The sequence below is a fragment of the Leptolyngbya sp. PCC 6406 genome, from assembly GCF_000332095.2.
In the GTDB taxonomy this organism is placed as follows: domain Bacteria; phylum Cyanobacteriota; class Cyanobacteriia; order Phormidesmidales; family Phormidesmidaceae; genus PCC-6406.
In genome coordinates this window covers 4,320,619-4,343,169 of sequence record NZ_KI913949.1, presented here as the reverse complement: position 1 = coordinate 4,343,169, position 22,551 = coordinate 4,320,619, and the positions used below count along the sequence as shown (strand labels likewise).

Genomic DNA, 22,551 nt, shown 5'->3' with positions numbered 1-22,551 from the left:
CGTTACGTGCTGTGGAGTGAGAATCGCATTGCTATCCATCTCGCCGAGAACCGAGAAACCCTGACCCGTCGATTTCTGGAACTACTGGCGATCGAAGCCTACTGCAAAGGCAACATTGGCGCTGGGAAGGTGGGCCAACTGCTGGGGTTTGACTCCCGCTGGCAGACCTACCCCTTTCTAGCGCAAGAGCAGGCTGAGCCACCCTGCTATGATTAAACGCCCCAGGCTGGGATCCAGGTGCGCTGCTGCCACAGCATCAATACCCCACTGACGGCGATGAAGGTAAAGACCGCTTGACGGAACTGGTCATTGCTCATGCGGGCCAGCACCTGTTTGCCAAGCCAGTTGGCTGGGATGGCGGCTAGGCCGATTACCAGCCCATACCCGAGGTGGGAGGTATCTAGTACCCCAAGGGTCAGGTAACTCAAGAGTTTAACCAGATGGAGAAAGGCTTTGTTGGCGGACTTGGTGGCGATCATAGCCTCCTTTTCCAGGCCGTAGCCCAGGTAGAGGGGATTCATGATCGGTCCGGTGCTGCCTACGAGGGCAGATGCGATCGCATTCAAAAAGGCGTAGGGCAGAAAATGCCAAGCCTGGATAGACACCTGCCAGAGTTGACGACTAAGCCAACGGTTGAGCCAAAAATTCGCCACCATCAACAGCAACGCCAAGGCCAGAAACCCCTGAAGCCACTCCAAATGAATATGGGTAAAGGCATAGGCTCCCAACAGGGCTCCTGCGATCGCGCCGGGAGCGTACCAAGCCGTGACCTGCCAGTCAATATCTCGCCAGAAGAACAGACTGCGCTGGGTATTGCCCACCAGCAGCCCGGTGGTAATCACCGGGGCGACGGCCTGGGATCCCAGCAACAGCGTGATGACGGGAATTAAGACAATGGGGCTACCGCCCCCCGCTAACATACTGAGGAACCAGGCCAGAAAACTAACCCCTGCCAAGATGAGGACCGTCATGGTGGTGTGCTCAGACTGGAACTGGAATGCCGTTACATTGCTTTATTTAGTGTAGGCGGTGCCCCGGTCCCTGCGTGCCGGGATAACTCGCAGATGCAGTTCGTCCTCCGTCAACTTTCTCACCCGCCGATCCCTACGTGCTTGGATCAATTCCCTCCCCTGAGATGGATCCCATCACAAGGGGTTTTAAGGTCCAGAGCCAGGAATTTCACCAAGTACCATGGGGATGATCGCAAGAGGAATGAATTTGCGTACCCTGTAGGTTCAGCGTTGCCGATAAAGGTTCATGGCCTCCCCCCCTCCTTCCTCCTCTCCTGAAGTCCTCCTCCAGTCAGGGTTAACAGCCCTGAAGCGGCAAGACTACGCCGCCGCGATCGCAATTCTTTCCCCCCTGCCTCACCACGGCAACGCCTCCACTCCCCAACGCCTCAAGGCGGAAATGGCTCTAGTGCGTGCCCATTTGGGACTGGGGGACATAACTACTGCGATCGCACGTTGCCAAGAACTCCGTCAGAATAAACAACCCCAGGTGCGTCAATGGGCAGAGAAACTATTAGCGGAACTGGCATCGCTGCCCACACCGAAATCCGCCGGTGTCCCCACCACCGAGGCCAGTGGATTCCGACCCCTGACAGAGACTCCTCCGGCCCCGGCAACTAACGATGGGAAGACCGCCGATGCCACAGGCTTTCGCCCCCTGACACCGACCCCCATCCCGTCCCAGACCCCTGGATTCACACCCCTTACATCCGAGATAGTCGCCCCAGAGACGCCTGATGTGGCTAGCTCAGGCCCCGTTTCCCTACCTCCACAACAGCCGCCATCCACCGTAGATCCTGCACCATCAGCCCTAGGCACGGACGGGGACTCAGAGACCCATCTCCCACCCCCCGAAACTGCCCCGATAGGGGCTTCCCTGTTCCATTACCAAACCTTGAATCAAGGGGATGAACGGCTCCCAGCCCCTACCGCCGATCGGGCTCTGGGTAGCCCTGGCTCTAGGGACACTGAAGCCAGGGAAGATAGGGGAAACACCCGCTCTGCCCCTGCCCCTAGGGCATCGGTGCCGGAGAGTCTAGCCCCAACGGCAGTAGTAACAGTCAAGACAGACAGCCTACCCTGGCAACTGGGCAACGCCGAACGCCTAGAAACATTGCGGTCCCTGAACCAGCCCACCCAACCCTGGGTATTATGGCTGGCCCAAGCGGCGACATTGCTCCTGACCTTTGTGCTAGTGCGCTGGCTACTGTACCGGGGTTTAGAGCTGACCAACAGCCTGCTGCGCCTTCTAGACTGGCTATTTCCCATGCCCCGTATGGAGTTCTGGATCTATCGGAATCATACGCCCAGTCTCGCAGTGGTTCTAGGAGCCCTACTCCTGGCTGCTCCCTGGATTCTGGACTGGATCCTGGCACGGGTCTATGGCCAAACCCATCTGTCCACCCAATCCCTCAAGGAGAGCCACCCAGAGGCGGTTCGCCTCATGCGGCGGATTTGTCAACAGCGGGGATGGGTTTTGCCCAATCTGCGATCGCTGCCCCTAGAGACGCCCCTGATCTTTAGCTATGGTTGGTTACCGAGAAACACTCGTATTGTGGTCAGCCAAGGACTACTCAACCGTCTAGAGGACGCAGAACTCGCCACCCTCTACGGCCAAGAACTCGCCCATATGGTTCAGTGGACCCTACCCCTGATGTCCCTCTTGGGGCTGATCTTGCAGGGGGTATACCAAGCCTATTGGCAACTCAGTATCTGGGGTGATCGCCAATCCTTTCAACCCTTGCGAGTCGCAGCGGCGGGACTCTCTGCCCTAGCCTACGGCCTCTACTGGCTACTGCGAAAACCGTCCTTGGCGCTGGTCCGCCTTCGGGTTACCAGCAGCGATCGACTGGCCGTGGAATGGACTGGCAATCCCAACGCGCTAGTACGCGCCTTAGTCAAAATGGCCGTAGGTACGGCTGAAGCAATGGCCACGGTGGGACACACCTCTCCCCTCGTAGAAAGCGTAGATATCCTTACTCCCCTGGGGTACCGCCATGGCCTTACCCCAGGTAGCCTGTATCCCCATACCAATCTCCCCCAGGTGTTGGGGTGGGATTGGCAAAATTCCTACCGCCACTGGCTCGCCCTCAACAGCGCCCATCCTCCCCTAGGCGATCGCATCGTCACCCTCAGCCGCTATGCCCGTCAATGGGGGCTAGAACCGGAGATGCCCTTGGTCAATAGCCCTATTAAACGACAACTGCGATCGCGGTCAGACTTCATGACCTATTGGCTCCCCTTTCTGCTGCAAATCAGCCCCTACCTGGGACCACTGATCGGAGCCACGATGGCCTTGGTTCTATGGTTTGTGGGGGGATTAGTGAATCCCCTTGGAGTCTGGCAGATTAGCTGGTTTTACGGCGATCGCAGCATTCTGGTGGGCAGCCTGTACTTGGGGCTGGGCATCGGTATTTTTCTGCGCCTCAACCGATATTTTCCCGACATTACCCCCGCCAGCAGCCTCAAGAACGTCCCCCTTGACCAACCGCTCAAAAACCCCATGGCCCTACCCACAGACAGTATTCCCATCCAGCTCCAGGGCAAGCTCCTAGGCCGTCTTGGCATGGCCAACTGGCTCTGCCAAGATTTTTGGCTCCAGACCCCTCAAGGCATGATCAAGGTACACTTTTTGTCCAGCCTCGGGGCCTTCGGCAACCTCCTTATCCACCCCGGCCACCCCAGCGGCCTCGTGGGGCAGGTCGTCACTGCATCGGGCTGGCTGCGTCGAGGGGCAGATCCCTGGCTAGATGTAGATCGTTTCATTCGTCCTGGAAAGCCTGCGGTACGGTCCAACCATCCCATCTGGTCCGTAGTCATCGGCCTCACCAGTTGCACCTGGGGACTTCTCATTCTGCTCCGAGGAGGCTAGGGCCTAGGGAATTAAGGCGGAGGGTATCAACTCAAAGCGAGACAAATCTCGTGGGTAGGAGTTAGGAGCCAGGAGAGTACTGAATTCTGGCCCCTAACTCCTGAATTCCTCGGAGCCAATATTGTCTCGGCTGACGTTGATGTCCAACGAGGAAACTTGCGGGGCCGGCATGACCACGCCCGCTCTACGGAATCAAGCTAGTACCGCAGGGCGTAAATCAGTCTACTATTGTCACGCCAGCTCAACAGCTCAACATTTTCCGGTCCCCTCTCCCCGTGGGAGAGGGTTAGGGTGAGGGGCCGAGGTGTACCACGATGAAACGGTCAGAGTATTTGCGCCGCCCAGTACTAGGGCCAGTACTAGGGACTGTAACCGTCCCACAACCAGGAATCTGGCTTTGATTGTCCCCAGTCCCTAGGTACAGGCATCAGGTAAAGAAACATTGCAGTTTCTGGGCGGCTGCGTTACAATCCTTTACAAGAAGTTCCAGTGCGCCTAAACGTGGCTGACAACAGCAGGTTCAGTTCAGTCACTCGGCCCTCAAGGGTATTAGGTATCCGGTTCTCCTACTCTCAACACAGCAAGTTGTGCCAGTCAACCCCAGGGTTGGCTGGTTTTTTATGGTCATTCCAATCTCCCATTAATACTGTCAACGATCCCTACTCAGGGGAAAGGGGGTATTGTCAAGGGTTAGGGGCACGAGCGGTAGTCATGATGGAGAATTTCCCCCGAATCCCGATTGGGTTGGAGCGTACGTGTTAATTTAATGAATGGTTCCAATTTTAGATTGAACCTAAGCGCAGCAGACTAAGGGGCGTATTCTTGGCACCAGCCCATAACCCTATAAAAAGCATGTCTATTTATAGGGTCTACATTTCGGAGCTGAGTCTATGGGCGCGGTTGTCCCCCAGTAACCCCCATCACGCAGATTGACTAGATTGTTGTGAATATGCCCTTTTCGGTAGGACATGAATCTTCAACCCATGGGCCAGGGCTTGTTAACTCCAATCTGGTTTTTGAAAGATTAAACCGACGTTTAATACACCACTAGTTAGTTAGAGGTATCTAGTTATGTCTGTACGGATTTATGTTGGCAATCTCCCAAAGGAAATTGAACGGGAATCTTTGGAATCCGTTTTCTCGGAGCATACAGAGGAAATTATTTCCGTCAAGCTAATTTCCGATCGCAAAACGGGCAAATGTCGCGGTTTTGGGTTCGTTACCGTTAAAACGGATGAGCAGGCTGATGTCATCGTTGAAAAATTCAACGGCTTTAGCCTAGAAGAAAGTGAACTCAAGGTAGAAAAGGCATTGCCCCGCAGCAAGACAAAGGAAGAGGCTGGCGAAAGCGCTCCGACAGCAACGGTCACCCCAGCCCGACGCAAAGGGAAGGGAGGCAGTGGCAGTGGAGCTAGCAAGGGTAGTGGTGGTAAGGGATCCTTGGGGGATGCAGAGGTTGCCCAACCCGATCCCCGTTGGGCTCAGGATCTGGCCAAACTGAAGGAATTACTAGCGGCTCAAACTACCTCGTCCTAGGTCATCAGACGAGATCTCATCCTGTTGCTTGCGGTACTAGGTTATGGCCATGGCTCAAACCTTCCTCCTGAAGGATTTTGCTCTGCAATGTGGCCTAGTGCTGCCAGAAGCACGGGTAGTGTATCAGACCTATGGGGAACTGGCCCCAGACGGTGCTAACGTCATTCTCTACCCCACCTCCTACGGAGCCCAGCACAGCGACATTGACTGGCTGATTGGTCCTGGGCGAATTTTGGATCCCAGCCAGTGGTTTATCGTCATTCCCAACATGTTCGGCAACGGGCTATCCAGTTCTCCCAGTAATGACGAGGACTGTGGGCTGGTGGAGGATGGCTTCTGGTTTACCCACTGGGATAATGTGCGGGCTCAGGATGCCTTACTGCGGGAGGTGTTTGGGATTGAACGTCTTGCCCTAGTGTATGGCTGGTCTATGGGAGCCCAGCAGGCATACCACTGGGGAGCCCTGCACCCCGATCGGGTAGATCGCATCGTGGCCCTCTGCGGCACCGCCCGCACCACCGAACACAACAGCATTTTTCTCCAAAGCCTACGCACGGCCCTGACCGCCGACCCAGCCTGGAATGGGCGGCGCTTTGAATCGGTGCCCGATCGCGGCTTTCGTGCCTTTGCCCGCATCTACGCTAGTTGGGCCGCCTCCCAGCCCTACTACCGGGAGCGACTATATCTGTCCCTGGGCTACAAGGATTTAGAGGACTACCTGCTGCGGGCCTGGGAAGCTAGCTACCGGAGGCGGGATCCCCATAACCTGTTGGCTATGATTGATACTTGGCTGTACTGCGATTTGGGCCAGAACCCCTGCTACCAGGGGGACTATGATCGGGCACTGCACTCTATTCAGGCCCAGACTTGGGTCATGCCCGCCGCAACGGATTTATATTTTACCCCCGCCGACTGCGCTGCCGAAGCCGCCCAGATTCCCCATGCCACCTACCGCCCCATTCCCTCCATTTGGGGTCACCGAGCGGGAAATCCCTACCAAAACCCCACCGATGAAGCCTTCATTCGCACCGCTGTGCAGGAATGTTTGGCCTCTGGTTAGGTAATCTCTTCGTAGCGTGGGTGTAGCGCAGCGGAACCCACGGGGGAGTTTAGGACTTTGACTTTGTAGGACTTTAGGAGAAACGGCCTCAGGTTCCCGTCAGCCGCTTCAGATAGCGCTCGATCAGTAAGATGGCCACAATGTCGTCAACGGGGCGGGGTGGGGTCCGTAGTCCCTGGGGTAGCAAGCGACGCCAGCCCTGAGGGGGGTACATCTGCCAATAGCGATCGCGGGCCTCCAGACTGGTGTAGCGCTCATCCACCAATATCACTCTCAGGGGCTCCTCCAGGGTACCCAGGCGCGTTTTCCACTCCACCGCCGTCGTCTGATCCCCCATCACAATCAGGGAAATGGGATAGTCTCGCCGCAGGACCGCAATGGTCTCTAGGGCTTCTGGCGAAGGCACCACCGCCTGATGGCGCACAATCCGGTCTAGGCCCATAACCGCCATGCCGCATTTTTGCCGTCCTGGATCAAAGCCCAGAATAATGGGTTGGGAGAGATTGGCGGCGGGAGATATCACAACATTAATCATCCTCTAGATTAGGCAAAAGGCATTGTTTTCGCTGACGTACACTTGGTTGCGTCTCGGATCTAATACCGATTTAATACCGAAATTTAACTGAAACACCTTCATCCAGTAGCATTTCACCCCACCTGTGAGTACACTGAGGCGATGCTTTTGGGCCAAGGGTGTGAGATTTAAATCTCTTCTCCAGTGTATTTCCTTGGAGGAATCGAAAAATTAGTGATACCCTTTGTAGTACATGCGTTTTGTGTCCTGGGGCACCCCTAATCTGTGCATATCAAGTGCGTTGAGCTGTCCCACTTCAAATCCTTTGGCGGTACGGCAGAAGTGCCTCTACTGCATGGGTTTACTGTGATTTCCGGGCCGAATGGCTCGGGGAAGTCCAACATTCTGGATGCCCTACTGTTTGCCCTAGGACTGGCTAGTTCTAAGGGAATGCGGGCCGATCGCCTGCCGGACCTCGTCAACCAGAGCCACATCGGTCGTCGCTCCACCGCCGAAGCTCTGGTCACCGTCACCTTTGACATCAGCGATGTCCCCCCGGAATTGCTGATCAATGAGGATGAAGCAGAGCCATCAGCGGAGTCTTTGGGGTCTGTTGATGCTGATGGCAATGGAGGTGATGGGAATGGGGCTGCATCCGAAAAGCATGATGGTCAGGGATCTGCCCAAGGGGGCCATCGCAGTTCTGCTCCGTCTTTCCCGAGTAATACCCAGGACAGTGGTGATCCCAAGGTGGTCGCTTTGCCCACCACCCCTCGGGAGTGGCGCGTCACCCGGCGACTGCGAGTCACCAGTCAGGGCACCTATACCTCCAACTATTACATCAATAGTGAACCCTGCACTCTAACGGAACTGCACGAACAGCTCCAGCGCTTTCGCATTTACCCCGAAGGCTACAACGTCGTACTCCAGGGAGACGTAACCAGCATCATCTCCATGAACTCGCGAGAGCGGCGAGAAATTATTGATGAAATGGCTGGGGTGGCCTCCTTTGACCGCAAAATCAACCAGGCTCGGGAAAAGTTAGAGGTCGTTCGAGAACGGGAAGAACGCTTTCGCATTGTGGAAAAGGAGCTGATTGTCCAACGCGATCGCCTCGCTCAGGATCGTCTCAAGGCAGAAAAATACCAACGCCTCAAGGAAGAATTTCACCTTCGGACCCAATGGGAAGCGGTGCGAATCTGGCAGGCCCAGCAGCGCCAAGTGGAGGCGGTAGGTCAGCAGATCCAACGGGAAACCCAAACTGCTGCCACCCTAGAGCAGGAGATTCAAACCCTCACCGCCACCCTGGAAGCCAGCCGCCAAAGCCTTGATAGCCTCAATGCTCGGGTCAAGGCCCTGGGGGAAGATGAGCATCTAGCCCTACAATCCCAGGTCGCCACCCAAGAGGCAGAACTGCGCCAACTGGATCGCCAGGTGCAAACTCTTACGGGGGAACAACAGGCCACAGCAGCCCAGTTGCGACAGGCCCAGATCACATTGCAAGAGCAACGTCAAACCCTGGCCCTTCTGACGGAAGAACTGACCGTGTTGACCCAGGGAGAACTGGTGGCCCTGCGGCAAGCCCAGACAGCGGCCCAGATGGCTCTGACGGAAAAGCGTAATGCCACCAGCGAAATTGCTAGTGCCTCCCAAGCTTGGGTCGAGGAACAAACCCGCCGCCGTCGCCAGATCGAAGCTCTCCTCACTACCTTGGAACCCCAGCGAACGGAGCAGGTTCGTCTTCAGGAGCGGGTCAGCCAACTCACCCAGCAAATTCAAGAACTACAGACATCCCTCCAGACTCTAACTGCCGAAATGGCTCCCCTCAACCCAGAAAATACCGCTGAGGCAGATCCCGCTGCTACCGAGGTCCGGATCCAGGAACTAGCCCAAGTCGTGGCCCAGGCGGAAGCGGAATTGCAGCTCCAACGGGAGACCCATCAGCGCCTAACCCAGGAGCAGCGGGACAAGCAGCGGCAACTGGATCGCTTAGAAGCCCAGACCCAAGCCCTGCGGGAAAGCCAAGGCACCCAGGCCACCCAAGTTCTCTTGGACAGTGGCCTATCAGGCATTTGTGGCCTTGTAGCTCAATTAGGACGGGTAGATCCCCGTTTTCAACGGGCTTTGGAAATTGCGGCGGGGGGGCGGCTGGGCTATTTGGTGGTTGAGGACGATCGAGTAGCTTCCCAGGGCATTGATTTATTGAAGCGGCGGCAGGCGGGGCGGGCTACCTTCCTACCCTTGAACAAGGTGCGGGTGCCTCAGTTCACCCCCATTCCGGAGTGGAAGCGTCCTGATGGTCTGGTGGGCTATGCGGTGGACCTGATCGACTGTGAGGATCGCTATCGGCGGGTCTTTGCCTTTGTCTTTGGCGGCACGGCGGTCTTTGAAACCCTGGCGGCGGCGCGATCGCATCTAGGCCAAATGCGGATGGTCACCCTAGAGGGAGAGCTACTGGAAACCAGTGGGGCCATGACTGGGGGCAGCATGAGCAAGCACCGGGGTAGCCTTCACTTCGGCACTATGGAGGCGGGGGAATCGGAGGAGGCCATCGCCCTGCGGCAGCGGTTGGGGGAACTGGATCAAATTCTGACCCGCTGTGAACAGCGTATCGCTACTGCCACTGCCACGGTGAAGGAGACGGGACAAGCCCTGATCGAAGCTCGTCAGCAGCACCGGGAACGCCAACTCCAGGGGGAGCAACAACAGCGCCAACAGCGCCAACTCCAGGTCCAGCGCGCCCAGGGAGAAACCCGATTGGCTCAATACCAGCAGGAACTCACCACGGCCCAAACCCGCCTTGCGGAATTGGCTGCTGCCCTCCCGACCCAAGAAGCGGATCTCCAGACCCAGCGGGCGGCCCTGGCGGAATTAGAGCAGTCCCAGACTCATAGTGAATGGCAGCAGGCTCAGCAGGCGGTGCAGTCTCTGGAAACGGACCTCAACGATCGCCAAGCTACTCTCCAAGCGGCGGAGCGTCGCCTCCAAGAGGTGCAGTCCCGCCGAGAACGACTGGAAACCGATATTCAGCGGGGTCAGAGCGACATTGCTACCCACCAGCAACGCCAGGGGCAGCAGGAAGCCCAGCGCCACGCCCTACACCAGCAGCGAACTGGGCTGGCTACCCATATTGCCCAAACCCGCAGCGCCCTAACGGCCCTGGATCAAACCCTCGCGGCGGAGAAAACGGAGCGAGATCGCGTCGAGCATCACCTGCGAGAGCAGCAAACCCAGCACCAGCAACTTACCTGGCAACGGCAAAAAGCCCTGGAAACTGTCACAGAGCAGCGGCAGCATCTGCTCACCCTGGAGGCGGATCTGTCCACCCAGTCCGCAGACCTGCCGGATCCCCGACCGGACATCCCCGACGATGTAGACCTAGAGGGGGTACGACAGCAACTGCGATCGCTCCAGCGCCGCCTAGAGGCCCTGGAGCCGGTCAACATGCTGGCCCTAGAGGAATACAACCGCACTCAGGAACGGCTCGAAGAACTTTCCCAGAAACTTTCCACCCTTGAGGAGGAACGCACCGAATTGCTACTGCGGATTGAAAACTTCACCACCCTGCGTCGCACCGCCTTCCAGGAATCCTTCGAGGCAGTCAATGAAAACTTTAAGGCCATCTTTGCCCAACTTTCCGATGGCGACGGCTATCTCCAGCTCGACGATCCTCAGGATCCCTTCAACGGCGGCTTAAACCTCGTCGCTCACCCCAAGGGCAAACCTGTACGCCGCCTTGCCTCCATGTCCGGAGGCGAAAAATCCCTCACCGCCCTCAGCTTCATCTTTGCCCTTCAGCGCTATCGCCCTTCCCCCTTCTATGCCTTTGACGAGGTAGACATGTTCCTAGACGGGGCCAACGTAGAGCGCCTGTCGAAAATGATTAAGCACCAAGCCCAGCAGGCACAGTTCATTGTGGTCAGTTTGCGGCGACCGATGATCGAGGCCGCCCAGCGCACCATCGGCGTTACCCAAGCCCGAGGAGCCTACACCCAGGTCTTGGGCATTACCTTAGAACCCCAAAGCGCCTCCATGTAAGGCTGTCATGTCGGGCTATATTGATCTGTTAGGATCGGAGTTCTTCGGTAGAATCATTCCTTGGATTCGCGGCGTTCTCAAACAATTCCCAATCCCCACAGCTCCATTGCTGATTTTTTTGGACCGGGCCATGACCTCCTCCTACGATCAATTTCGTCAACGCTCCGATTTTTTGGGCACCCAGGTAATCACCCGCAGCACTGGAAAGCGCCTCGGGGTCGTTAGCCAAGTTTGGGTGGATGTCGATCGGGGGGAAATTGTGGCCTTGGGGCTGCGGGACACGATCCTACCGGGGGTGATGACGGGGACCGAGCAGACCATGCTCTTGAGCAGCATTCGCCAGATCGGCGACGTGATCTTGGTGGATGATGACACCGCTCTGGAGGACAACGTTAGTCTTGCCCCCTACAGTAAGCTCACGAACTCTGAGGTCATCACGGAATCTGGGGAGATGCTAGGGCGGGTCCGGGATTTTAAATTTGACGTGATCACGGGCAAACTGGAGTCCATTGTGATCGCCTCCTTTGGTCTGGCCCAGATCCCCGATCAGGTAATCAGTACCTATGAGCTACCGGTGGATGAAATCGTCAGCAGCGGCCCCGATCGACTGATCGTCTTTGAGGGGGCGGAAGAGAAGTTAGTGCAGTTGAGCGTCGGCATTCTAGAACGCCTTGGTATTGGCCGTGCTCCCTGGGAGCGTGACGATGGCAGCGAGTACATCATGCCCGTATCTACCGCTAATCAGCTCCCCTCTGGGGTCCAGGTGCCGGTGGAGCCCATCCGCGAGGTCCAAAGACCCGCCCAAATGGGTCAACGCGCCCCTGTGGTGGAGGAACGCTGGAGCGAAGACGATTGGGGTAAACCTGAACCCGTCCCCGTAGAGCCCCTCCAGCGCCAACGGGCCGAAATGGCCTATCTAGAGGAGCCCACTCCCCCGGAAGAAAATTGGACTGAGCCCCCTGCACCTCCCTATGACGCTCAGTATCAAGACGTGACTGAAGATGTGTGGACTGAGGGGGCTGAACCCTATCAGGCCCCCCCGGTGAATATTCCCCAAAAGAAAAAAGTTACTGAGTACGAAGAAGAATTGGATTATTGAGGTCAATCTGGCGGTCAATCTGCTCCCTAACTTAGCGGTCCCGCCAAGATTATCTGTGCGATCGCATCTGTCACATCCGTCGGCGATTCCGTCGCCAATTGCCGATACCACTTTTCTGTGACCGCTGGATCCTTGCCGTGGATCATCTCGGCCCGTTTTCGGGCTTTAGTTACGACCGCACTGGTGCGCTCCTTGCGCTCTCCCTCATAGCGGCCCAAGGCGTAGGCCAACCCCATATTGGTGGTCATGAGATACTGGGCCAGCACCAAGCCATCTTCCATGGCCTGACAGCCCCCCTGCCCCAGATCAGGACAGGTGGCATGGGCGGCATCCCCCAATAGCACGACGCGCCCACGCACCAAGCGATCAATAGGGCCAACATCATGGATCTCGGGACGGGCTACAGTGGTCGGATCCATGCGCTCGATCAGCCGCTGTACGGGTTCTGCCCATCCTTGAAAATGCTCTGACAGCACGGCCCGATACTGTTCCGGCTCCGCTGGGGTGCCCTTGGGTAGGGGGATATCAAAAAAGAAGTAAAAGCGATCCCCCCCCACCGGCATTAAAGAGGCTCGTTGATGATCCCCCACATAGATCACCCAGCAGTCCCTTGGGGCCAGATCTTCGCTGGTGGCCACTAAGCCATTCCAGTTGACGTAGCCCCCATACTGGGGCTCAACCTGGTATCCCAGCACTTGTTCTCGGATCTGCGATCGCACCCCATCTGCGGCCACCAGCAGATCCCCCGTAGCCCGATGACCATTCTCAAACACCGCTGTCACGCCGTCCCCAGTTTGCTCAACCTCAATACAGCGGTGATTCAGGTGCACTTCCCCAGGGAAAGCGTCCAGCAGCATGGCTTGGAGATCGGCCCGAGCCACGGGATAGGGGCGCTGTTCCACCTTTTCCATCAAGGGCAGCAGATCAATGTCGTTCAATAGCGTACCCGTTTTGTCTCGGTAGGCCATGCGATTCATCTGCCCCCCAATGGCCGCCATCCGTTGCCCCAGCCCCAACCGATTTAAAACCTTGACGCCGTTCGACCACAGAGAAATTCCAGCCCCTACGGGCCGTAACTCCCGGACGCGATCGTAGATCTCTACCTCAAACCCCGCCTGAGTCAAAGCAATGCCTGCTGTCAATCCGCCGATGCCCGCACCAATCACAACGATTTTCAAATCCTGCACGGGTCAACCCTCTGCATACATCACTGGCTACCGTACCCTAGGCGGCTCAGCAGATGTGATGGCAAACGATACCATCCCGGCCAAAATCCACCGCGCCTTAAACCAGAAGCTGCCCAATTCCAGGGCTCTTCCCAAGTGAATTGAAACGTATACTGTGAATACCAGAAGGGCATCTCAGCTCCGCCGTAGCACAGTAGGTACAGTAGGCATCCGATGGAATGGCACGTAAGCGATGCTCAAAGTCTCAGGATTATCGATCGAGAAATCGGTGATCATCCCTTCACACCCTCCGAATATGAGCTGGTACGGCGGGTGATATACGCAACCGCAGACTTTGAATATGCCTCCCTGATTCGCTTTTCCAAGCAGGCGCTGCAATCTGGTGCAGCCGCCCTTGCCGCCCGCACCACCATTATCGTAGACATGCCCATGGTGCAGGTTGGTGTTGCTCCCCAGATCCAAAGAACCTTTGCCAACCCTGTTTATTGCAGTATGGACGCCCTCACCCGGCCCCAAAAGGGTAAAACTAAAACCGCCTGGGGCATTGAAACCTTAGCCCAACGCTATCCCGAAGGCATTTTCGTCATTGGGGAATCTCAAACCGCTCTGGAGACCCTGGTAGACCTAATCGAAGCGGGGCAGGTTCGTCCCGCCCTTGTGATCGCCACCCCCGCCGGATTTCTCGATGCCGATATTCTCAAGATTCGTCTACGGGACTGCATCATTCCCCATATCCGCATCGATGGCCGCAAGGGTAATTCCGTATTAGCTGTAGCTGTCATGAATGGTTTGATTGACTTGGCTTGGCAAGCCTATGGCAAAGAACCCCAAGCCATTGGTTAAGGAGTAGAGAGCAAACTAACGTGGGATACCGTCCCGTCTGTCCACGGTCAGTCAAGATGCCTAAGAGAGGGCAGTGGCTACCGCTTCCAGACAACGGCGATCGCGCAGCATTAGGGGATGGGCCAAGGCGGGAATTTGCCCCATGGTGCCCACAGGTAGTCGGGAACTGTGGGCGGGCAGAATCATCAGATCGTAGGGAGTCCAGAGGGAGGTGAACTGTACCTGCTCCAGATCCTCCAGGGTGCTGTTGAGATCTCGAAGGAACGCACTACCGGGACGCATTTGTACTACCCCTGGTCGGCCCCGAAAATATCCCATCACGGTACCGTTGTGGGGAGCCGATAGGGTAATGAATCGCTGCACCTTGAGCAGCCCCCCTAGGCGCTGCACATAATAGCGGCTGACGATGCCCCCCATGCTAAACCCCAGTAGATCAAAGGGACGATCCGCTAGGTGGGCATTAACGTAGTCACAAAGTTGGAGCGCTAATTGATCCAGCCCCAGTTCGCCCTTGTTGGGGACGAGATCTAGACGGTGGACCGACCAACCGCGATCGCGCAAATAGGTCGTCATGGGGTCGAACACGCGCTGGGTATCCCCAATGCCGTGGATTAGCAGTACTGGATTCCGAACTGGGTTTTGAGCTGTGGTCATTGGGGCAGTCCTGGGGAGCGGTTCATCAATAAATCCTAGGTGATGGGTATTGGGGTGTTGGGGTGTTGGGGTATTGGGGTGTTGGGGTAAATCCCGTAGGGGCGGTTTTGGCTCGTATTTGTCGGGGCATCTGGGATGGGAGGCTCAAAACCCGCCCTGCTGTCGCCGGGTGACCCGTGATGGGGTGTTGGGATGTCGTCTTAATTTCACGCCCTTAAGAACGGGAGTTATGGGATAGGGCCGCCCGTACCGCCTGCTGCTGATCGCGACGAGTAATCCAGCGGTGGTAGGTGCGATTGTGGATAGCGACGGAGTGGCCCATCATTCGCGCCGCCACCGTGTCCGGCAGGCCCATCAAAATTGTGCGCACTGCCCAAGCGTGGCGCAGATCGTAGGGGGAAAAGGGAATGCCATAGCGGCGAAATTGCAGCGTCACTTGTTGACCAATGCGCTGGAGCGTCGTTTTCCCCAAATCCGTCTGGATCTGGGGCAGGTTAACCTGGCGCAATGCCAACCGATCGACCCAAGCGGGGGGAAAGGGCCATACATCATGGGCTCCCGTCTTGGTCGTGGCCAGAACTTCTATCGGGGCTTCCGGATCTCCCTGGCGCAGGGCACTATAGTCACAGAAAAAAACCTCGTGGTTCCGCAGACCATAGGCGGCCATGATGCCGTATACAAACTGCCAAGCGGGGTTGGGAATGGTGTCAAAGCATTCCAGGATCAGATCATCCCCAGGTAATTTCCGCTGTTGGGTGCGATGACTGCCATAGCTTCCCGCCAGCGTTTTGAAGTCAGGGGGCAAGTCAATCTGCAAAAACTGAGCCAATCCATCCAGGGCGGTGCAGCAAACTTGGCGGCTGCGGGAATGGGGGGGAATATCCCTGACGGTGGTGAGAATAGCCTCCGCTAGGCTGAGGCTGGCACTGCGATCGCAGGTAGCCTGGAGCTTCCGCAGGTAGGGGGCATAGGCTTTGTCCCAGGTGGTTTTGATCGAGGCTGAAGACTGGCCGGGGATCGCCTGTCGTTGGGCGATGTAATGGCGCTCAAAGGCCCTAATTTGGGTCGCTATATCATCGGAGGCCAAGACCTGACCCGGTAACAGCAGGTACTTGCGCCAGTCAAAGGTTTTTTCAATCAGGCGGGCCGCGATGACCTTAGCCTCCTGCTCCCCCTGCTTTAGACCTGCCTTGGTGGCGGGTAAGCCCAGAGGTAGGCGCTGTTGGTGGGGCCGCAGGCGACTGCTTCCAGGGCGCGGAGGCAGTGTTCCCCGCAGGACTAAGGTTTCTCCCCGGCGCTCTAGGGCTAACCCCAGGCGCGCTGCCTTCAAACGTCCATTGACCTTTTGAATCTGCTCATCAAGGGGGTGGGATGCGGCCATAGATACTCAAAGGTGTGGGGAGAACCCGTAGAACTGTAAAATAACCTGTGCGTAGAGTACGCAATTTTTCATTAGCCATTCAAATGGCTATTCAAACGGCTGAACAAGCGCGTAGGAGTTTTACAGACCATGGGCGGCGAAATTTTGAATATCTCGATTCTGATCTTCTCCTTAACCCTAGTGGGTCTAGGCGTTGGCTTTTTGATGCTGCGCCTGCAAGGGGGCGAAGAGTAGATCGCCCTCGGGGATATAGCGGTTCCCTAATGTATGAGGCACACCTCAACTTAATGACACTTTGGCAAACAAGGGGCTTAAGCCCCTTGTCTGTACTTAACCCGAGTGAGAACCGCTAGGGTTGCGATGGCCAGTCGCTGGTCAAAGACCATCGCCTATGGGCAGCACAGATGCGCATTGGCAGTCCTGAATCAGAGGGCGGAGTCCTGAATCAGAGGGCGGAGCCCCTAATCAAATGGGGTGGCTTGATCCAGAGCTGCCACAACGCGCTGGTAGATTTCCTCCGCCTGTTCAGGGGTATTGCCAATACTGGTGAGGCCCAGCTTGCCATATTCCGACAGACAGCCCATGAGATGAAAAGCCGCCCCCGTCCCCTCGACGCTGTTGAAATGCAGACGTTTGCTGACAATAATATCCATCAGATCGCTGGGTAGAAGCCCCCGGTACTGGGCCTTCTGTAAATTATCGGAGGCGCGGTAAAACTTTGCCTGCCCCTTGCGGGTGTAGAACAGACCGTCTTGGGGGCTATATTTCCCCTCCGTCAAGAGTTGTAACGCCATGAAGGGATGAGTCGTCCCCCCCTTGCGCAGGTTGATTTCAATGGCATGGATCGTCCAGCTAGGGGTGCTATGGGGACGATGCACGGTGATAAAGTCCACGCCGTAGCGCTCCAAAGCCCCTTTGGCGGCTAGGTTCTCCCCCACGGCCTGCCCCATAGCCTGAATTTGTAGCCGATAGTCTTCCTGGGCAGGAAAGGAACAGCCTAGAAAAATCTGCCCATCGGGACCGCCCAAAATTTGGTCGTGGGTGGACAAAACTTCCACCTCCCTTAAGGGAGTAATGCGTCCCTGCACACTAGGGGATTCTTTGTGTTCCCCTTCGATAAACACCTCTGCAATTGCCCCCAGTTGGTGAATCTTGTGCTCAAAGTGGGACCAAGTTTCGGTTTCACATTGGAAGCGTAGATCCCTAAAGGCAGCTTGGAGACGGTTGCTGCGTTGGCGATGGGTCGTGTTGCCCGGTGCCATAGGGGATAGCGATCGCAGATCCAGCAAGGCATTCCCCTCTCCCGAAAACCCCTGATCGAGCTTGATTACCATCCGCTGTAAATCTGGGTGCCGTTCCCAGAGATCGGCGGCGACGGCGGCCAATTCCGGTGCCGTCTTCACCAGTTCGGTGCCATCTGGGTGGGGCACACCACATTCCGCGAAGATCTGGCGGCTGCCGCTTTTGGTCCCCCAGTGCAACAGAGCTGGATCTAGGGCCAAGAGAGGAATCCCCAGATTCAGGGCCAGATCCCGCTCTAGGGGGGTGGAGTTGAAGCACACTATGTAGGCCGACTGAAGATCCAAGCTGGCCCGAATTTTGTTCAACAGGCGGGGCCGTTCCAGTAGCTTCTGGGTCAGGGGTTTTTGGGAGCCATCATAGGCCGCAAAAAAGGTAAGACGCTCACGGGCATGGGAACTGGGAATCCCCGGCAGCAGTTCCAGGTAATAGTCCACAATGCTGGGGTGTAGGGGCTGGGAAGTGACATACACCAAGCGCGTGCGCGGATTTCGCAGACGAATCAGGGAATACAGCAGCCGTTCTTCGTAGTAGTGGACCCCGGCAATTTTTTGCAGCTCGGCCTGGTCCAAGCTCAGGGAAGGGACCACCAAGACATGGCGGTGGCGCTCGTCGAACTCATTCGAGGGACGCCACAGGGCGCAGAGATGCTCCTGGAGTCGCTGAAATTCTGCCGCCTGCTGATCCGCTGTCGAAAGCGAGATATCCGTGGCCATAGCGCCCAATACCTTAGAAGTTCGCTGTCGGAATTTTACGGTAGGGCTGGGCAGACTGGCGATGATGCCGTAGATTTCCCGTCCCCAATTTTCCAATGTCTCTAGCAACCCTCTCTAATTAACGCAAAAAAAACCACGGGATGACTTCCCGTGGTTTCGCTTACTCTCAAAAATAACTTTGGAACGATGCACCCTGATGAAGCAGAAAAGGCGTGTTTAAGCGAGTTCTAGCGGCAGTGGGCTGGATGGGCGAGCCCGCTTGGTTAGCCAAAACTCGGCTGGCTACGGCTCGGTTTGAAAGGCTTGGGGGTGGAGAAAGGTGACCATTTCGTCAATCCCACGCTGAATGCGGCGGGTCACTGTCATGGGGCTGACGCCAATGCGCTCAGCAACTTCCTTGCGGGATAGCCCTTTGAAAAAGACAAATTCGATGGCGGAGCGAGTTTTCTCCTCAAGCTGCCCCATGGCCCGCTGGAGTTGTTGGCGATCCTCTTCTAGACCCTGCATCCATTGGTAATAGGTGTCGGGGAGGGTGTCGCCGAGGGTGATGCTGGAGTCTACTTGGTGGCAGACGGTGGCATCTAGGCTCAGGGGCATCCGGTTTTTGTTGGCTAGCTTTACCTCGCGCCATTCTTCGACAGATACCGCTAGGGCATCGGCCATCTCGTGGTCGTTAGGCTGGCGACCCAGTTCACGAATCAGTTCGCCTTGTCGCTTTTGCGCTTCTTTTTGCAGATCCTGCCAACGGCGAGGAATCTTGACGGAGGTACCGCGATCGCGCAAAAAGTGCAGCATCTCCCCCCGAATGTAGGGCACAGCAAAGGAGCTAAAGGCGCAGCCTTGTCCGGGGTTAAAGCGTTCAATGGCCCGAATGAGGCCCAAATAACCGATTTGCTCTAGATCCTCGTAGGGCTCCGAACATTGGTGGCTGATGCGGTGAGCAATCTTACGGACTAATCCTGCATTGAGACGCACCAGACGGTTGCGTAGGGAAATGGTGGGCTCTTGCTTGTAAGCCATGAGCAGTTCCATTCCTTGGGAGCGGATCATAGAGGAGGTCTGGGTAGCCATAGGGGGGGTACCTTGCGTTAGAGCAGCATGTTCCAAGAAGTTGGTTCCATTGTCGAGCCCTAACCCGGTGGTCACCATCGTTGTTTTACGGGAGTCCGGGAGGGTAGCCCCCCAAGCCTCCGTAGATACACCGAGGCTTGGGGGATGAACTGTCCTTTAAGCCCGCCCAGCAAGGATTTCAGCGATCGCAATACCTCCAGACGCTCTGCGTATTCTTGCTTATTCCGCTTCCACTCCCTCTATCCGGATCTCTCCAGGCCGGAATCTGCCCCTAGGGCGATCTGGTGATCTTCAGGTGCTTTACAGTTTGTTCTACAGTGAAAGAGACCTTGACACCTCAGTTGTGTTCACGTCATTTGAGCAAATGGCTGTTCCGAGGAGGACCATGACCATAATGGAAACGACCGATCTCAAGCGCGATATTGTTGCCCTGTCCCAACGCCTGGGTTCTGCCCAGGACTATCTTTGACGTTCCTGCCATTGAGGCCCAGATCCACGACCTAGAGCAGCAAGCGGCCCAGCCGGAGTTGTGGGATGACCCCACCCAGGCCCAGGGGATTATGCAGTCTTTGAATGACTACAAGGCCCAACTCAGTCAGATACAACAGTGGTGGGGGCAGCTTGAAGATGCTGAGGCCGTCCTAGAACTGCTGGATGAGGATGCTGATGAGGCGCTCTTGGCCGAAGCCCAAACCTCCCTCAGCGATCTGGACCGTGCCCTCGACCAGTGGGAATTGCAACAGCTCCTCTCTGGCCCCTACGACAAAAATGGCGCAGTCCTCTCCATCAATGCTGGGGCGGGTGGCACCGATGCCCAAGACTGGGCGGAAATGCTACTACGCATGTACACCCGCTGGGGGGAACGCCAGGGCTACCAGGTGTACTTAGTCGAACTCTCTGAGGGGGAAGAGGCGGGACTTAAATCCGTCACTCTGGAAATCCAAGGCCGCTATGCCTTTGGCTACCTGAAGGCAGAGAAGGGCACCCATCGCTTGGTGCGGATTTCTCCCTTTAATTCCAATGGCAAGCGCCAGACTAGCTTTGCTGGGGTCGAGGTCATGCCAATTCTGGATCGGACGGTGACTCTGGATATCCCTGATAAGGATCTGGAGATCAAAACCTCCCGCTCTGGCGGGGCGGGGGGGCAGAATGTCAATAAGGTGGAAACGGCGGTCCGTATTACCCACCTACCTACGGGTATCTCTGTGCGCTGTACCCAGGAGCGATCGCAACTCCAAAACCGGGAAAAGGCCATGGCCCTGCTGACGGCTCGGCTGATGGTAATCGCCCAGGAACAAAAGGCTCAAGCGATCGCGGAAATCCGAGGCGACATGGTAGAAGCGGCCTGGGGCAACCAGATTCGCAACTATGTGTTTCACCCGTACCAGATGGTGAAGGATCTCCGCACCAATGAGGAGACCACCGCCATTGATACGGTGATGGATGGTGAGTTAGAGCCCTTCATCCAGGCGTACCTGCGCCAGGGCACCCAAATGGCCACCGTTGAAACCGTCTAGGGATTTCTGTGGCCTGTTTCTCTCTGCATGGGGCGCAGTGTCCGCGCCCCTAGGGGATCAATTCAAAGCTACTGTTCTCTGTCTCCTACATCCCCATCCCGATTGTTACTGTGATGACCATGACTGATCCTGCTGCCAATTCCAATCCTGAACCCCCCGTAGCGGTCGCTGAGGCTGCCCCCACGGCCCCCAGCGAACCACCCCCCAGTTACGTCAAGCTGGCTATGAGAAATATGGTGCGGAAAGGGGGCAAATCCCTATTTCACTTTGGCCTCACCAGTGTGGGGCTCCTCGGGCTCTTGGTGGGGTTAGCTTACCTGACCCATTAGAGTCGCGATCGCAATGTCGATACCCACAGTCCGTCGGCCCCAGATCGAGGTCATGCTTCAGGGCGATGCCCTGGGGGAACTAGATGCAATCGCCCCCGTCTGGGACTGGGAACCCTGGTTAACCCAGTGGCTAGAGATCCTGGACGTGAGCCTGTCTCCCATTGGGTGCTACGAGCTGACCCTCCAGATCACTACGGACGAGGCAATCCAGACGCTGAATCGCGACTATCGCCAACAGGATCGGCCTACGGATGTGCTGGCTTTCGCCGCCTTAGAAACGGGCATGGCCCTCCCCGCCGAACTTTTGGCCCAGGATGCGCTCTACCTAGGGGATATTGTGCTCTCCCTAGAGACGGCCCAGCGCCAGCAAGTACTTCATGGCCACACCCTCCAGGAGGAAATTGTGTGGTTGGTGGCCCATGGATTTTTGCATCTACTGGGGTGGGATCATCCCGATGAACCCCAACTCCATCACATGTGGCAGCAGCAGCAGTTACTCCTCAGTCCCCTGGGTTTTGGCTTAACTGCCTCAGCCTATGTTCAGGAGGCAGGGTAAAGTAGCGAAAGCATCTGTGGTAGATCTTCAGAGTCCCTCTCCCACAGGTCTCCTGCTATTACCCCAGGGACATCCCTAACTCCCTGTCTCTGGGGTTCCTGGAATAAAAGTGTCTTAGGTCTATGCCTCCCTCTCCCCATGTCCCCCAGTCTCCCGCCCCATCCACTACCGGGAGCCCCACCGCTGACCGCCGCTACGCATGGCAAGTCGCGACCAATCTCTGGGTGAGCTTCCGCTATGCGGGTCAAGGCATCGCCTATGCCCTACGGACCCAGCGCAACTTTCGTATTCATACTGCTATGGGGGTGATTGTCCTTGCCCTAGGTTTGGGGCTGGCTCTGCCTGCTGTACAAATCGCTGTATTGGGTCTCACCTGTGGCGGGGTGCTCACGCTAGAGTTGATCAACACGGCCCTAGAGGCGGTGGTGGACCTGACGGTGCAGCAGACCTATCATGAACTCGCCAAAATTGCGAAGGACTGTGCCGCTGCGGCGGTATTAATTTCGGCACTGGTGGCGGTGTGGGTGGCGGTCTGTCTGTTGGTGCCACCCCTGTATCAATTGATTTACTCGGCTTAGTGTTCCGCCAGGAAAATTTTGACGGGTCGAAGACCCTCAAAATTTACCCCCAACTAAACGCCAGGATTTCGGTCACTCGTCAATCATTAATTGACAGAGCACTAGTGCTCTGTCAATGGTGAAATTTAGGGTATGGCTATTCTGGGTGGGGCATCTCTGCGGTGCATTGCTTCGCTAATGCACCCTACGCAACTGGGCGTTAATCATCGTTTCGGCCACCCTGACTGAGCAAGCCTTCTCCTCAGTAATCTGTAACCCTTGTTGGACAAGCTCTTTGTAGGGTGGGCATGG

The 22,551-nt window shown here is 56.6% G+C and carries 19 protein-coding genes; 12 read left to right on the top strand and 7 right to left on the bottom strand.

The genetic code is table 11. The features are described 5' to 3' along the window. The first annotated feature begins 6 nt into the window (after positions 1–6). Positions 7–216 carry a UPF0175 family protein gene (locus LEP6406_RS28870; RefSeq protein ID WP_008313222.1) on the top strand — a complete coding sequence of 70 codons (210 nt, stop codon included), beginning with the start codon at positions 7–9 and terminating at the stop codon, positions 214–216. Here the strand turns inward: LEP6406_RS28870 and LEP6406_RS0219180 are convergent. Beyond that, positions 213–971: a sulfite exporter TauE/SafE family protein gene (locus LEP6406_RS0219180; protein ID WP_008313220.1), complete on the bottom strand. Its 759-nt coding sequence runs from the start codon at positions 969–971 to the stop codon at positions 213–215. The two genes, LEP6406_RS28870 and LEP6406_RS0219180, sit on opposite strands and share 4 nt — an antisense overlap. A 286-nt stretch (positions 972–1,257) precedes the next feature. Between LEP6406_RS0219180 and LEP6406_RS28865 the strand changes: the two genes are divergently transcribed. The 3 genes from LEP6406_RS28865 to LEP6406_RS0219165 all read left to right on the top strand — a co-directional run bounded on the left by LEP6406_RS28865 (position 1,258) and on the right by LEP6406_RS0219165 (position 6,478). Further along, entirely contained in the window at positions 1,258–3,882 is a 2,625-nt protein-coding gene (locus LEP6406_RS28865; protein WP_008313219.1) for a M48 family metalloprotease, read from the top strand. Between the two features lie 1,071 nt (positions 3,883–4,953). After that, positions 4,954–5,418, top strand: a complete 465-nt coding sequence (locus tag LEP6406_RS0219170) for an RNA recognition motif domain-containing protein (RefSeq protein WP_008313217.1) — start codon at positions 4,954–4,956, stop codon at positions 5,416–5,418. 49 nt (positions 5,419–5,467) lie between these two features. Further along, on the top strand, positions 5,468–6,478 hold the full coding sequence (locus LEP6406_RS0219165) for an alpha/beta fold hydrolase (RefSeq protein ID WP_008313215.1): 1,011 nt from the start codon (positions 5,468–5,470) through the stop codon (positions 6,476–6,478). A gap of 88 nt (positions 6,479–6,566) precedes the next feature. Here LEP6406_RS0219165 and LEP6406_RS0219160 read toward each other — a convergent pair whose 3' ends face one another. Beyond that, complete coding sequence (locus LEP6406_RS0219160) at positions 6,567–7,013, bottom strand: RuvC family protein (RefSeq protein ID WP_008313214.1); 447 nt, start codon at positions 7,011–7,013, stop codon at positions 6,567–6,569. 264 nt (positions 7,014–7,277) lie between these two features. On the opposite strand from LEP6406_RS0219160, the gene smc reads away from it, so the two are divergent. Together smc and LEP6406_RS0219150 are read left to right on the top strand one after the other, a co-directional pair. Beyond that, complete coding sequence (smc, locus tag LEP6406_RS0219155; RefSeq protein ID WP_008313213.1) at positions 7,278–11,030, top strand: chromosome segregation protein SMC; 3,753 nt, start codon at positions 7,278–7,280, stop codon at positions 11,028–11,030. 130 nt (positions 11,031–11,160) lie between these two features. Continuing rightward, positions 11,161–12,129, top strand: coding sequence for a PRC-barrel domain-containing protein (locus LEP6406_RS0219150; protein WP_027269267.1), 969 nt, complete (start codon positions 11,161–11,163; stop codon positions 12,127–12,129). Between the two features lie 26 nt (positions 12,130–12,155). Here the strand turns inward: LEP6406_RS0219150 and hpxO are convergent, their stop codons facing one another. After that, positions 12,156–13,316 carry an FAD-dependent urate hydroxylase HpxO gene (hpxO, locus tag LEP6406_RS0219145; protein WP_008313210.1) on the bottom strand — a complete coding sequence of 387 codons (1,161 nt, stop codon included), beginning with the start codon at positions 13,314–13,316 and terminating at the stop codon, positions 12,156–12,158. Between the two features lie 213 nt (positions 13,317–13,529). Here hpxO and LEP6406_RS0219140 point away from each other — a divergent pair, with 213 nt between their 5' ends. Beyond that, positions 13,530–14,159 carry a precorrin-8X methylmutase gene (locus LEP6406_RS0219140; RefSeq protein WP_008313209.1) on the top strand — a complete coding sequence of 210 codons (630 nt, stop codon included), beginning with the start codon at positions 13,530–13,532 and terminating at the stop codon, positions 14,157–14,159. Between the two features lie 60 nt (positions 14,160–14,219). Here LEP6406_RS0219140 and LEP6406_RS0219135 read toward each other — a convergent pair whose 3' ends face one another. Both LEP6406_RS0219135 and LEP6406_RS0219130 read right to left on the bottom strand, forming a co-directional pair. After that, positions 14,220–14,813: an esterase/lipase family protein gene (locus LEP6406_RS0219135; protein WP_008313207.1), complete on the bottom strand. Its 594-nt coding sequence runs from the start codon at positions 14,811–14,813 to the stop codon at positions 14,220–14,222. A gap of 214 nt (positions 14,814–15,027) precedes the next feature. Further along, positions 15,028–16,194: a site-specific integrase gene (locus LEP6406_RS0219130; protein ID WP_008313205.1), complete on the bottom strand. Its 1,167-nt coding sequence runs from the start codon at positions 16,192–16,194 to the stop codon at positions 15,028–15,030. A 129-nt stretch (positions 16,195–16,323) separates the two neighbouring features. Between LEP6406_RS0219130 and LEP6406_RS0219125 the strand changes: the two genes are divergently transcribed. Further along, positions 16,324–16,428 carry a cytochrome b6-f complex subunit PetM gene (locus LEP6406_RS0219125; RefSeq protein WP_008313203.1) on the top strand — a complete coding sequence of 35 codons (105 nt, stop codon included), beginning with the start codon at positions 16,324–16,326 and terminating at the stop codon, positions 16,426–16,428. A gap of 227 nt (positions 16,429–16,655) precedes the next feature. On the opposite strand, the gene LEP6406_RS0219120 is transcribed toward LEP6406_RS0219125, so the two are convergent. Together LEP6406_RS0219120 and LEP6406_RS0219115 are read right to left on the bottom strand one after the other, a co-directional pair. Then, positions 16,656–18,317, bottom strand: a complete 1,662-nt coding sequence (locus tag LEP6406_RS0219120) for a peptide ligase PGM1-related protein (RefSeq protein WP_317133856.1) — start codon at positions 18,315–18,317, stop codon at positions 16,656–16,658. Positions 18,318–18,491: 174 nt separating this feature from the next. Next, a complete protein-coding gene (locus tag LEP6406_RS0219115; protein ID WP_036031070.1) occupies positions 18,492–19,280 on the bottom strand; it encodes an RNA polymerase sigma factor SigF in 789 nt (262 codons plus the stop codon). A gap of 394 nt (positions 19,281–19,674) precedes the next feature. Here LEP6406_RS0219115 and prfB point away from each other — a divergent pair. From prfB to LEP6406_RS0219095, 4 genes are all read left to right on the top strand, one after another. Beyond that, a protein-coding gene (prfB, locus tag LEP6406_RS0219110) for a peptide chain release factor 2 (RefSeq protein WP_155834722.1) occupies positions 19,675–20,797 on the top strand; the annotation gives its coding sequence in 2 pieces (ribosomal slippage) (positions 19,675–19,746 and positions 19,748–20,797; 1,122 coding nt in all). 119 nt (positions 20,798–20,916) lie between these two features. Beyond that, a complete protein-coding gene (locus tag LEP6406_RS0219105; RefSeq protein WP_027269265.1) occupies positions 20,917–21,126 on the top strand; it encodes a DUF3285 domain-containing protein in 210 nt (69 codons plus the stop codon). Positions 21,127–21,139: 13 nt separating this feature from the next. Further along, on the top strand, positions 21,140–21,682 hold the full coding sequence (gene ybeY, locus LEP6406_RS0219100) for an rRNA maturation RNase YbeY (protein ID WP_008313193.1): 543 nt from the start codon (positions 21,140–21,142) through the stop codon (positions 21,680–21,682). A gap of 122 nt (positions 21,683–21,804) precedes the next feature. Beyond that, on the top strand, positions 21,805–22,260 hold the full coding sequence (locus tag LEP6406_RS0219095) for a diacylglycerol kinase (RefSeq protein WP_008313191.1): 456 nt from the start codon (positions 21,805–21,807) through the stop codon (positions 22,258–22,260). Positions 22,261–22,551 lie beyond the last annotated feature (291 nt).